The organism is Aeribacillus sp. FSL K6-3256, assembly GCF_037965805.1.
In the GTDB taxonomy this organism is placed as follows: domain Bacteria; phylum Bacillota; class Bacilli; order Bacillales; family Aeribacillaceae; genus Aeribacillus; species Aeribacillus composti.
The window spans coordinates 284440-297027 of record NZ_CP150188.1 but is presented as its reverse complement, the minus strand read 5'-3'; the positions used below and the strand labels follow the sequence as shown (position 1 = coordinate 297027).

General features: G+C 38.8%; 14 protein-coding genes. 6 read left to right on the top strand and 8 right to left on the bottom strand.

Annotated features, from left to right (window positions below):
• Window positions 1–55: 55 nt before the first annotated feature.
• The 4 genes from NSQ84_RS01530 to NSQ84_RS01515 all read right to left on the bottom strand — a co-directional run bounded on the left by NSQ84_RS01530 (window position 56) and on the right by NSQ84_RS01515 (window position 3710).
• The gene (locus tag NSQ84_RS01530; protein ID WP_311066780.1) at window positions 56–895 is read right to left on the bottom strand and encodes a zinc ribbon domain-containing protein; all 840 of its coding nucleotides are present in this window, start codon (window positions 893–895) and stop codon (window positions 56–58) included.
• Between the two features lie 103 nt (window positions 896–998).
• Window positions 999–2312 carry a beta-N-acetylhexosaminidase gene (gene nagZ / locus NSQ84_RS01525; protein WP_339212181.1) on the bottom strand — a complete coding sequence of 438 codons (1314 nt, stop codon included), beginning with the start codon at window positions 2310–2312 and terminating at the stop codon, window positions 999–1001.
• Window positions 2309–3061: a hypothetical protein gene (locus NSQ84_RS01520; protein ID WP_339212180.1), complete on the bottom strand. Its 753-nt coding sequence runs from the start codon at window positions 3059–3061 to the stop codon at window positions 2309–2311. Before NSQ84_RS01520 ends, nagZ begins: the two co-directional genes overlap by 4 nt.
• A 127-nt stretch (window positions 3062–3188) precedes the next feature.
• Window positions 3189–3710 carry a zinc-ribbon domain-containing protein gene (locus NSQ84_RS01515; RefSeq protein ID WP_339212179.1) on the bottom strand — a complete coding sequence of 174 codons (522 nt, stop codon included), beginning with the start codon at window positions 3708–3710 and terminating at the stop codon, window positions 3189–3191.
• Between the two features lie 371 nt (window positions 3711–4081).
• Here NSQ84_RS01515 and NSQ84_RS01510 point away from each other — a divergent pair, with 371 nt between their 5' ends.
• The 3 genes from NSQ84_RS01510 to NSQ84_RS01500 are packed head-to-tail and all read left to right on the top strand — an operon-like array spanning window position 4082 to window position 7411.
• Window positions 4082–5125, top strand: a complete 1044-nt coding sequence (locus NSQ84_RS01510) for an NDP-sugar synthase (protein ID WP_063386531.1) — start codon at window positions 4082–4084, stop codon at window positions 5123–5125.
• Window positions 5122–6339 carry a glycosyltransferase family 4 protein gene (locus NSQ84_RS01505; protein WP_339212178.1) on the top strand — a complete coding sequence of 406 codons (1218 nt, stop codon included), beginning with the start codon at window positions 5122–5124 and terminating at the stop codon, window positions 6337–6339. The genes NSQ84_RS01510 and NSQ84_RS01505 overlap by 4 nt, the downstream gene beginning before the upstream one ends.
• A complete protein-coding gene (locus NSQ84_RS01500) occupies window positions 6320–7411 on the top strand; it encodes a hypothetical protein (protein ID WP_063386529.1) in 1092 nt (363 codons plus the stop codon). The genes NSQ84_RS01505 and NSQ84_RS01500 overlap by 20 nt, the downstream gene beginning before the upstream one ends.
• Window positions 7412–7583: 172 nt before the next feature.
• On the opposite strand, the gene NSQ84_RS01495 is transcribed toward NSQ84_RS01500, so the two are convergent.
• The gene (locus tag NSQ84_RS01495; RefSeq protein ID WP_066250478.1) at window positions 7584–8012 is read right to left on the bottom strand and encodes an SRPBCC domain-containing protein; all 429 of its coding nucleotides are present in this window, start codon (window positions 8010–8012) and stop codon (window positions 7584–7586) included.
• Between the two features lie 177 nt (window positions 8013–8189).
• A complete protein-coding gene (locus NSQ84_RS01490) occupies window positions 8190–8687 on the bottom strand; it encodes a 2,4'-dihydroxyacetophenone dioxygenase family protein (protein ID WP_201108562.1) in 498 nt (165 codons plus the stop codon).
• 271 nt (window positions 8688–8958) lie between these two features.
• Here NSQ84_RS01490 and NSQ84_RS01485 point away from each other — a divergent pair, with 271 nt between their 5' ends.
• Window positions 8959–9126, top strand: a complete 168-nt coding sequence (locus NSQ84_RS01485; RefSeq protein ID WP_327856052.1) for a hypothetical protein — start codon at window positions 8959–8961, stop codon at window positions 9124–9126.
• 40 nt (window positions 9127–9166) lie between these two features.
• Window positions 9167–9325, top strand: a complete 159-nt coding sequence (locus NSQ84_RS01480; RefSeq protein ID WP_201108560.1) for a hypothetical protein — start codon at window positions 9167–9169, stop codon at window positions 9323–9325.
• A gap of 109 nt (window positions 9326–9434) precedes the next feature.
• Here NSQ84_RS01480 and NSQ84_RS01475 read toward each other — a convergent pair whose 3' ends face one another.
• The gene (locus tag NSQ84_RS01475; RefSeq protein WP_066250471.1) at window positions 9435–10646 is read right to left on the bottom strand and encodes an MFS transporter; all 1212 of its coding nucleotides are present in this window, start codon (window positions 10644–10646) and stop codon (window positions 9435–9437) included.
• Window positions 10647–11573: 927 nt separating this feature from the next.
• On the bottom strand, window positions 11574–11876 hold the full coding sequence (locus tag NSQ84_RS01470) for a hypothetical protein (protein WP_327856051.1): 303 nt from the start codon (window positions 11874–11876) through the stop codon (window positions 11574–11576).
• 389 nt (window positions 11877–12265) lie between these two features.
• Here NSQ84_RS01470 and skfA point away from each other — a divergent pair, with 389 nt between their 5' ends.
• On the top strand, window positions 12266–12433 hold the full coding sequence (skfA, locus tag NSQ84_RS01465; RefSeq protein ID WP_063386524.1) for a sporulation killing factor: 168 nt from the start codon (window positions 12266–12268) through the stop codon (window positions 12431–12433).
• Window positions 12434–12588 lie beyond the last annotated feature (155 nt).

The window sequence follows — 12588 nt, the reverse complement described above, 5'->3', positions numbered from 1 at the left end:
TGAAAATTAAAGCAGCTAATATTTAGATTCGTTCAAAATGTTTAATGTCACTCCATCACCAAAAATATCTCCATTGATCAACAATTCTCCCCATTGCCGAATCAGCCAATATACCGATAAAAATCGCAAACACGATGGAAAATATAGCAACATAGATAAAAAATGAGTATAAAGGATCTATTCCTTTTGAATATTTCGTTAGCAGTACACTTATCAAATAATATGGAATTAAAACGATCGCAAGCAAAAGTGAAATGATCAGCACAATGTTTCCATAAACATGGGATTTTAACAAAACTAGCAATAACGCGATAAGCGAAACAATGATCGCAGTGGTAAGATGTGCTCCATATATAGCTGTTACCTCTTGAAAAGATGCACTTGATCCAAACAATTTATTAACAATGAACATACACAATAACACGAGCGCAACAATAAGAAAAACAAATATAAAAACATGAAAAAATACCGAAATATACGAAGGTCCATCATAAAACTCATTTATCAGTCCTTGAGTACCATGAATTGCCGATTTAAATAGATTGCGGACAAAAACGCTAACCGTTAGTGTGACAATGAACACAAATAAAATAATGCTGATAAAGCCATTCACCCATTCATTTTTTTCTTTGCCGAAAATGGATGACGGATGTTTCAAAAAATGAACGAAATAGCTTCCATACACTTTCGACTGCTTTTTAACCTTTTCTACATGTTCATTCATTTGCGTGGAAGCTGCTTGGCCATAAGACGGTTGGGGATTTCTGTTAATTGAAGCCTGATCCCCGCCGCCTCCTGCTGTTTCTTGTAGATTTGGATCATTATTCAATTTTGCCCCGCATTTCCCACAAAAATTTCCTTTTTCTTGTTCATTTCCACATTGATGACAAATCATTTTCCTCTATTGGTCCTCCTCTATTGATTGGTATATCATGGGCAGCCGCCTACAATCGGCTTGCCCAAACATTGAATGAAGATCTTCTACGAATTTAATTGAATCACTGTTCCTTTGTATTCATCCAATTTTCGATCAGTGTTTTATGCTCCTTGCTTCCAACTGTTTCTTTCGCATATTGCGGATCAACGATCGGATTTTGAATAGTGGATAATTTATGGATTAGCACTCTTGTCACCGCTTCGTTGATGCGCTTTTCTTGAATTTTTCCGTCTTTCACTGCTTTCACTAAGCCATTATAAACCTCCACTTGATGCTCATATTCATGGCAAACAAGCAGCAAATCCGCTCCGGCATTAATCGCTTCGATTGCCATATCTTCATATGAATAATATTTATTTACTGCGCCCATTTCAAGATCATCCGTGACAACAATTCCTTTATACCCCAGCTTTTCCCGAAGCAGCTTTTGAATCATAACAGAAGATAAACTTGCTGGTTTGCTAGGATCATAACTTGGATATTTAATGTGAGTCATCATAATGAAGAATTGATTGTGATCTGTATTTTCAATGAGCTTTTTAAATGGATAAATATCGGAATTCTCCAAATCCAATTTGTCCGCTTTTACAGAAGAAGTGTCAATATGCGGATCAACACTGCTTCTTCCGTTGCCGGGAAAATGCTTGAGCGTTGCTGTAATCTTCGCTTCATGCAATCCTTGAACCACTTTTGCACCATACGTATAGACCGCTTCCGGATTTGTACCAAAAGATCGGCTGTCAGTCTCTGACAAATCCAAAACGGGTGCAAAATTTAGATGAAATCCCATGGCAGCCAATTCCCTTCCGTTCAGAAGAGCAATATCGTACACCGCTTTTTCATTTGCAGCTTGCCCTAGCTTCTGTTGGGATGGGATAGGAGACACTTTTTCTCTCATCCGCAAAATGTCTCCCCCTTCTTGGTCCACTCCGATCATAAGCGGCACTCCAAACCGCTTTTTCAGCGCAAGCCTTTGCAAAGAATTATTTAATTGCGCAACTTGTTCCGGAGTCTCCATGTTGCGGTCAAACAAAATGACAGAACCGATATGTTTGTTTACGATTAAATCGGTTATTTCCTCGTCTTTTTCCGTGCTTTTAAAGCCCACCATCAAAAGCTGGCCGACCTTCTCGCCCAAAGACATATCATCCACTATTCTAGCTGCTTTTTCTTCGACCGTTTCTTCTTTCTTATCGTTTTTTTCTTCTTGCAAAGCTGCAACATTACCCGCTTCTTTTACTTCCGGTTCTTCATGCTGGTCTTGAATCTTTGTTTTTTGATTTTCCTGAAAGAGCGGCAATTTCGGGATTGATATAATGGCAAAAATACTCAAAATAAATATGGCGAAAATGAGAAGAAAAGATTTCCATTTCATTCCGTTCTAGTATTTAGCTTTTTAATTTCAGGCGTTGCTAATTTCCAGCCGTCTGATTCCTTCACTAAATACCATTTCCCTCCCCATTCTTGTACTAATGTGGAGCCGTCGTCCTGTTTGTCATAAGAAGTTAATTGAAAACTCACTGTCGCTTGATCATTTTCTATACTTTCCACACTTACATTCGTAACTTCATTTTTAAAATTGTTTTTTAGCCCTTTAGACCATTTTTCATAGCTAATTTTACTGCGACGGCTTGAGGAAAACATTGCATATGCAGTTTCGTAGTCACCGCTTGAGATACTAGTATAATGGCTCATAATCACATTTTCGATCTCCGATTGTTCATCATGATAGTCTTTTAATGAATCTCCAACATCTTCGAAATCTTCCATTGGAATTTCTTGTTCAAATAATAGATCAATCGTTTCCCCGGCTTCTTTAATTGTCTTTTTATTGCTTTTCAACGTACCATCAGCAGTTTTTATTTCGGCATGAAGCGTCATCGAACCGTCTGTTACAACTGGTCCAAACTCTTCTACATCAGAAATTTTTAAACCTGTGCTCTTTCCATTGACGAATAAAATGGCATCTTCAATATTTGAATATAAATATACATAATCTCCAGTTAAATCAAAATTTATGTACACTTTATTTTCTTCTGCATCACTTGGCGAAACTTCTTCCACTTGCTTTACGTCTGCGTATTCTCCTTTGTATACTGCTTGCACTTTATGATTGATTGGCAAAAACGGCCCGTAAGTCCGTTCTTCGTCTTTTTTTATAGGTTCATATTTTTTTCCATCTATGTAAATATGGCTATCATGATTTGCCGTTACGACAATATATAAATTTTTAGGTATGAGTGCATAATAGTCAAAAAATAACCATTTTTTTTCCTAATTTATTGATCGAAATATCTGCATCTGTATGCTCAGGAAATGCCCCTTTTTCATAAATAACGGCTTCTTTATGCAAGCTATTTTTCAGTTCAGAAAATTCCGATGGGTTCATTTGATAATGGTCAATTAATTGTTTGGCCACTTTTTCATCTATTTTTATATCCGATTGCTTCGAGTTTAGTAAATGAGCCACTTTTTTTGCATCATGATTGTTGATCGCTAGAATAAAATTTTCCGCCAGTTTTGTCGGTTTATAGACCGATTTTACAATAAAAAATGAACTTGCAATTACTAAAATTAATAGAACTCCAATACTTGCAAAAATCTTAGATTTTTTCGTTGCCAGCACCGGTCTTCTTGATCCTGATCCCTCCCCTGCCTTCATTACATTTTGCGATTGTACGGCGTTTTGTGATTCTACGACTTTCGCGCCGCAATTCGTACAAAATGTTTGATTTTCTTCTAATCGGTGTCCGCATTGTTGACAATAGTTCAACGATATCACCTGCTTTCTTCATAAAATTCAAGGAGATTATATCATTTCATAAGGCTTTTGATAGATTTTCTGAATAATTAGACATTAAAACAAACAGCACTCTTCTTAGAGGTTTTTCAAACATTTTTTAAGCTTCTATCAATCGGAGTAGAGACTTTAAACAAAAGGTGTTATATTTGCTCCTTTTTTCATTAAGTATAGGAAAACCCCCGACTGAGTTGAAATTCATACATTTTACTTATATAAGAAATTTTGTTATAATATTTATTAGCAACCAGTAGGTTTGAGTGCTAACAATATACGCCACTTTCATTTTTCATTCATCCATCTGTTATGAACTTCATAATCATAGACTAATGGAGGGATGACAAATGAAAACATTACTGTTAGCTGGTGGTTTAGGAACACGTTTACGCCCATTAACTGAAAATTTGCCGAAACCGATGGCACCCATTGCTAACCGGCCATGGCTCGAACACCTCATCACTTATCTTCGCGATCAAGGAATCAACCAATTCGTAATAGCCTCACATCACTGTTCAGATGTCATAAAAAATTACTTCGGAGACGGCAAACGTTTCGGTGTAGACATTGAGTACTCTGATGAAACACATCAAATGGGAACAGCAGGAGCTATCAAAAATGCTGAAAGATTTTTGAAGGAAAGATTTCTTGTTGTAAATGCCGACATTGTTCACTTACCAAACTTGATTCCTCTTCTTGAATTTCATGAACAAAGCGGCGGGATCGCCACAATTGCACTGACGGAAGTAGATGACCCTTCTTCTTACGGTGTCGTTCAACTGGACGATTCCAGCCGGATTTTGCGTTTTGTTGAAAAGCCTCGTCGTGAAGAAGCACCATCAAATTTGATCAATGCTGGTTTGTACATTCTTGAACCAGAAGTAATGCGCTACATTCCAGCAGGACGTGAAGTTTCTATCGAACGTGAAACATTTCCCACCCTTATTCAAAAAAGCAAAAGTGTATACGGAAAAATAAGCAGCGGTTACTGGTTTGATATGGGAACACCAGAACGTTACCGGAAAATTCATTGGGACGTTCTTGAAAATCGGAACCCGTTGCCTACTCGCGGAAATCAAGTTCAACCGGGCGTTTGGTTAGGAAAAGACACCAAAATCGGATCTGGCGTCCGCTTTATCCCTCCTGTTTTAATCGGGGATAATGTCGAGGTAGGCGATCAGTCAGTAATTGGCCCGTTTGCAGTGATTGGTGATCATTGCCGCATTGGCTCCAAAGTGCATTTTTCAAACTCTATTCTATGGGATCAATCAAGCATAAGCGATAATATTCGTGTCAACAACAGTATTATGGCTTACAAGACATTCTTAAATGAAGGTAAAGTGTACGACAACTTGATCTTGAACCAATATGAGAGGGTGATGCAAGCATGAGTCGAATTGCATATGTCAGCACATATCCTCCGCGCCGCTGCGGTATTGCTACCTTCACTGAACATGTATTTACAAACGTAAGCGCTGCTGGCAAACGCGGTAATCGTGATCCAATCATTGTACTTTATAATGAAAATGATGACAGAAATGTATATGAAAATAATCCGAGATTTTGGCCTTTGCCAATGCAAGATCGTTCAGCTTATGTGAAGATGGCCAAACGGGTCAATCGAAGCGATATTTCTGTTGTAGTTTTGCAGCATGAATTCGGCATTTTCGGCGGTGAAGCGGGAGAGTACATAGTCGACTTTGTACGCGCATTAAATAAACCGCTCGTCACGACGTTTCACACGATTTTCTCTGATCCTAAGCCGCCATATCGGCAAGTCCAGCAGGAAATCGCTGATTTAAGCGACGCTATAGTCGTCATGAACCGCAAGGCTGTCTCTTATTTAGTCCGAGCGTATAATTTGCCCGAAAATAAAATTATCTACATTCCACATGGATCGCCTAAACCTCGAGATAACGAGCGGGTTCAGCTTCGCCGCCAGCTGGGATTTGAAGGCAGAAAAGTATTGCTTACATTTGGATTACTGAATCGCGGCAAAGGAATCGAGTCTCTAATTTCAGCCCTCCCAGAAGTTGTCCGTGAAGTACCGGAAACGTTATATATTATCGCGGGACAAACGCATCCTGAAGTGAAAAAGCGGGAAGGAGAATCATACCGTGAAGAGCTGCAAAACATGATTCGTCAGCTCGGATTAGAAGAGAATGTCCGAATGATTGACCGTTACTTTAATGAAGAGGAGCTCGTCTCCTACTTAACAGCGTGTGACCTATATGTAACTCCTTATCCGGGCTTGCAGCAAATCACAAGCGGAACGCTGGCTTATGCCGTTGGAATAGGCCGTCCGATCCTCTCCACGCCATACGAGCATGCGCAAGATTTATTAAAAGGCTGTGAAGAACTGCTTCTTCCGTATGGCGACATCAAAGCATGGGAACAGCGATTAAAAGAGCTATTAATGGATGACAATGCATTACACCAATGGGAAAATCGAATTCGGCAGATTGGAAAGGCAACCTATTGGCCAACTGTCGGGATGCAATATTTGAAGCTGTTTGCCAAAATCGGCGAAATGGACTTGGATGAGAAGGGTGTGAAAGAGCCGAACGAAAGCGTGGTGAAACACGTTGCCCCAACCAAATATTAATTTTGATCATTTGGAACGTTTAACTGACGATACAGGGTTGATCGAGCATTGCCTCGGCCGGATTCCGCGCCGTAAAGAAGGATATTCAACAGACGACAATGCGCGCGCCCTTTGGCTATGTATTGAATGGATAGAGCTTCTTCAAGATGAACCGTCTGAATTGAAGAGACTCTACGGAATGCTTGATCGGTATTTAGCCTTTTTGCTTTGGGCTCAAAGGGATGATGGATGGTTTCATAATAACTTTTATTATGACCGAACACCTGAATCGGAAACTCGTTCTGAAGATTGTCTTGGTCGATCAGTTTGGGCAGTGACAATGGCCTATTTAAAACTTAATGACAATGCCCGCCGCTATGTGGCAGCAGAAATTTTGCGCAATGCCCTTTCTGCATGCCGCAAGCTTCGTTTTGCCCGCAGCCAAGCATGGGTGCTGGCCAGTTGCAGCAAACTGCTCATGGAAAAGAAAAACAGCATTTCCTCTCTTGAAATAGCAGAAGATGAACTTAAACAATTGGCAGAAACATGCGAACATAGTTTATTAACAGCATACAAAGAGCACCGAACGGAAGATTGGCATTGGTTCGAAAAACAAATGACATATGCCAATGGAATTTTGCCTTGGGGATTATTTTTATCCTATCGATACAACCGTCGCAATGAAACATTGCGAATTGCCAAAGAGAGTCTTGATTTTCTCATCGAAAAGATGGGCGGATTCAACAGCTCCTCCATTCGTCCAATCGGCAACCGGGGTTGGTGCAGTCGCCACAATCGCGCCGACTGGGATCAGCAGCCCATCGATGTTATGAAACTAGCTTTAGCTGCAAACGAAGCTTATCATATTTTGGATGATTCTGCTTACTTACAAGTTGTACTGCGCTGCCGAGACTGGTTTTATGGCGGGAATGACCATCACATTCCTTTAGTCGATCCTAGCGATGGCAGCTGCTGTGACGGTCTGAACTCCGATGGCCCTAATCAAAATCGGGGCGCAGAATCAACTCTTTCCTATTTAATGACTGAAGCTTTAGCACATCCGCTAAAATTGGAAGTATTCGAAAAGATTTAATAAAAAATCTTTTTTTCAGTTGTTCAAAAAAGTGCAGCCGCCTTTTCCTCTATTCTTCGGACGATATGGCGATTGCATTGGGGAGATCATCATCTCCCTAATTTTTTTGCTGTTTTCTTTTCCTCCAAGTTATTTCCTCGAGCTGGATCTGAAAACGTAAATGAATTTTTTGTTATTCCACAACCTTTTGCAATTTTTTTAAAATGTTCATCCAGCCATGATTCATCCGTTCACGAACAACAGAGCTTTTTTCATTTACTTTAGGCAGCACATCGTCAGGATGCTTCCATCCGCTGTGAATAAGAGTAAATTCAGTTTTATCCCCTAAATCCTTCAAAATAAATGAAACAACCCAGCCTTCTGTATCCCATGTGAAAGAGAGGCGGTAAGGCGGTTCAAGTTCTACCACTTTACATGGAGACGGCCCGAAAGGAGATTGCAGATGGAATTCATGTCCCAGCTTTGGCTGAAAATCATTTGGCATGAACCATGACGCAATCCCCTCTGACGTAGCCGCCGCCTCCCAAACTTTTTCAATTAAGGCTTCTAATACAATTGATTGATGAATGTCTTGTAATGGATTTTGATGATTTTTTTCCATAGTCTTGCTCCTTTTTACATCATTTAGTTTCAAATTATATGAAACCACAAGGTATTATGTCAAATGCACTGACTCATGAAATAGAAATTCTTAGATATAAATGAAAAAAACCGTTCCGAACTAGAACGGTTCTGTACCTTTGTAAACGCTGTCATTTTTTACATCAGTTTCAAAGGATCATAAAAACAAATCTTTATTAATGGGCAAATTATTTTTCTCGCAATAAGTTAAGTAATGATCGATAAACCAAAATACATCTACCGTTTCAATGATACGGTCTTGATCATCGAGAAATTCAAGCGGTCCGTTTAAATGAAACACAGTTTCCATCCCTTCGTCGGAAACGAGTGTATGTGTCCTGCCCGGACTTTCGCGAATAAAATCTCCCGGTTTTGCGATCCAGTCGTATTCTTTGTAATACCAGCTTCCTTTAATCACATAACCAGTGACAGGACCGCGGTGGCGATGCCTGCCAAGCGTGCCGCCAGATCCAACCCGAAGAACATTGACGGAAGTATTGCTGCGAATATCAAAAGACAAATGGCGTATCCAGACGTTTTCTACAAACGGGACCCATGGCGAAGTTTCTAAAGAAGAATGGATATAACCTTCAGAAAGCGCAAATTGGTCTCGTCTCACATCTATTCTTTTTTCCACCTGTACATAATGATCCACAATATCCCCCCGCACCTTTTTATTTTTCTTTTAAAACAAGGTGAAAAAATTCACTAAATGTATATGATTTCTTCATCCAAATATGACAAATTCTTTTTAGTCTAGAAGAAGGAAAGGTACTGCTAAAATTTACAATAATTAACATATTTGGTTATAATCTAATATGAATAAAAATTATTCATCTTTATCATTTCATTTAGTTCATTTTCTCCCCTGCTTTATGGGCATATGCAAAAATAAAGATCAAAACAGAGGTGAAAGCAAAAATGTTGTGCGGATTTCTTTAGCTGAACAGTCTGCAGCAGGAATTGAACAAACATCTGCCGCATCCGAACAGACGAACAGCTCGATGGAGGATATTTCAGTAAATTCCATGAAGTTGGCAAATCTGTCAGAAGAGCTCAACGGGTTCGTTCAACAGTTTAAGCTATCTAACTAATTTCTAATACCAATTATTTCAAGCTGGTCGAATACGTTTCATGCGAATGGCATGCCAAAATACAAAAAAAGGACAGCCTTTGATTAAAGAGGCTGTCCAAAAATCCGTAAACGCCCAAGCGATCGCGCTTTATTTTCCTTGTACGACTGCTTCAATTGAACTTCGGCGCCAGCAAATGATCCATTCCCGCACTGTTTAAAAAAGTTACGGGTTGGAATCAATTTTCCCAACGAGAATAGATTTTTACAAGCCTATTCATCTTGTCACTTCGGTCTAAAAAAGGTGAGAAATAACAACAGTTCTTAGCGTTAACTAGACGACTTGGATTTGGCCAGTTTCGTATTTTTCAATGACTTGTTTTGCCAAAAGACAGTAATAAAAAGTGTAAACACTAATAAAATGCATCCTAAAATGAAAGGATACAAAATTTGAATATCATATAATATTCCCGCCAACATCGGCCCCAATATATTTCCTATACTCATATAGGCGTTGTTTAACCCCATGGCAAAGCCTTGTTCATTTCCAGCCATCTTTGAAATAAGAGTGTTCAAAACAGGACGTAAGATGGATGTTGCAAGAAAAATCAAGAGGGTGATGACAAAAAACAGAGAATAGCTGTCGGCAAACAATGAAAGGAAAAATCCAATTGCAACTACGCCTAAAAAGAAATTTAAAACGGCTCCTTCCCCAAAGCGGCCGACAAGCTTATCGACCACAAACAACTGCACAATCACACTTATCAGTCCAGTTAATGTAACCATCCAAGCAATTTCTTGCGGTGTTGCCCCAAACTGATCATCCATATATAACCCGATGACAGATTCATAAGCCATTAAACCAAAGCTCATAACAAGAGTAATAATCAACAGCATAAAATACGGCTTATGAGCGGACGAAACCAATTTTTTTAACATCGGCTCATCATTGATTTGCGTTTTTTGTTCCGGGGTATGTTGTTGTTCAACACTTTCTTTTAAAACTGTTAATGAAAAAATAACAGCAGCTAAAGAGACGATCGTTGCAACAAGAAAAGGCATTTTCAACCCAAAATCAGCAAAGAAACCGCCAACCCCTGGTCCTATTACAATCCCAAGCGACATGGCTGCTGATATGAAACTATTGCCTTTAGCCCGCTGCTCAATTGTCGTAATATCGGCAATATAAGCAAAAATAGCGGGTACCAGAAGCGCGGAGCCTATCCCTCCGACTACACGCGAAGCGTACAGCCACCAAATGGAATCAAATGCGTAAAAGATAAACATAGAAACAGTTAAACCGATTAATCCTAAAACAATCATTTTTTTCCGGCCATACTGATCTGTCCATTTCCCTGCAATTGGAGAAAACACAAGCTGGGCTCCTGCAAATATTGCGACCATTAAACCAGCTGCCGTACCGCCTTGACCAATGGACTCCAAATAAGCAGGCAATATGGGGATAATAATGCCGAAGCTTCCAATAGTTATAAACATGTTAATCATTAAAATAATCATTTTTCTCCACTGAGACATTGACATAGTGAGTACCTACGCTTTCTTCCGGTCTATTTCAAGCACATAGAAAACCTGCTATTCCGTTTTCTGGACAGCAGGTTTATTCTACAGGCATACTGCGGTGATTTGTATTTAGCATTTTCAAACACATACTAATCCTATCCAGAAAATATATTCGCTTCCTTAAAAATGCAGCTTAAAGATAGAATTAGTTAGTCATATCCAAACCATCATCCTTCCGCTTTTTTACAGATTTATAATATCTTATAACATCAAACAAATCAAATAAAAATTTAAATTCAATGCAGGCAACATAATGCTGAAAAGGGAAAAAACAGAAATCCCGACCGAGAGCCTGAGGAAAAAATCCGAGCGTTGAAAAAGAAACTCGGCATAGACGGTACGAATGAAAGCAAAATGATGTGCCATCAACATAAAAACTAACGTATATTATAATCAATACAGGCATTTAAACTTAGCAGACGCACTATCCGGCATGCTTTAAGATCCGCTGTCTTTCATTCTACTTGAAGTAAAATGTATTCGCTTAGAATTTGAAGATCCAGCGAAAACTCAAAAGGGCAAAATACATGTGGTTTTGCATGATACCAACTTTTTCCCCGTTTTGTTCGGGGGCTGTCTATGATAATTCATTTGATGAAATAAAATCCTCTGAAATTGATTCATTTGAAACGAATTTTTAGCACATAAAAAAACCCCCTCAAAGTTGTGAGAGAGTTTAACCCCTTAAACAAACGTTTGATTAAAACCCTGCATGACTTAAAGTCCCAGCAAACTTACCTCCATAAACAGCGTTCTCATCAAATTTTGTATTTGGTCAATATTATCGTTTCATGGGCATGTTTGGACAATTTTATTATCGACACTTAAAATGAATATCCTACATGTTTTCATCTTCATCAAACGTTTAGATGCCCCGATGAACACCTCCTAATTTAGAGCCTGCCTTAATCTAAAAATGCCTTCCGCAATTTCTTCTTTTGTTAAATTTCCATATCCTAAAATAATTTTGTTTTGATGGATTCCTTTTTGAATAGCATGAACTTCTACAGGATAAATTTTCACTTTATGCTTCTTCATTATTTCATTTACTACTTGATTGAAAACACGATGTTTTGAAATTGCGACTAAATGCAAACCGGTGGAATCGCCAAAAATTTTAACTGTGTCGCCAAATTGTTCAGTCAAACATTTTTTTACATAGTCACGCCGCGCTTTATATATTTTTTTCATTTTCCTGATGTGGCGCTCTAAATGCCTTTCATCAATGAAACGCTTTATAACTGAAAGGGCTGAGGTGAAGGAAGTGGCAAGCTCTTCATATGGATTTGAGTTTATACAAAAACCGTAGCGTAAATCGCTAATCGCTGGATGGATGATAAGGCTTACCGGTTGCTGAAACGGACATCCTGTATCAAAAGGCTAATAAGCATGAAACTTGTATCAATAATAAACAGCTCTTGCACCTATACAAGCTGTTATGAAATCTTTATATTAAATTTTCAAAAAATTATAACAAAATGACAATTTATTTCTTACTTCGACATTATCGCTATGCTAAATTTTAAACAGTTATATTTTATTCCAATAATGACCATTTTTAATTGGAAGGAGATGGGATTATGGAGAAGCAAAAAAAACAGTGGGAGCCAACAGCTATCAAGGAACTGAAAAAGCCAGCAGGCACCTCGATTGTGAAAGCGGCTGGATGTATGAGCTGCTGGGCCTCAAAAAGTATCTCGATGACTAGAGTCTGCTGGCTCCCACATCCGGCAATGCGCCTGCTATAACCATTATATTCAAAAGGATTGCAATGGAGCAGTTTTTTAACTGCTCCCTAAAGTAAAGGAGTAGTGGCAGTGAAGCGCACCCATCCAATGTCATATATATACAGATTTGAGAAACAAAGTTAGAAAACGTGTCGAAAAAAAATTTTTTGACACCC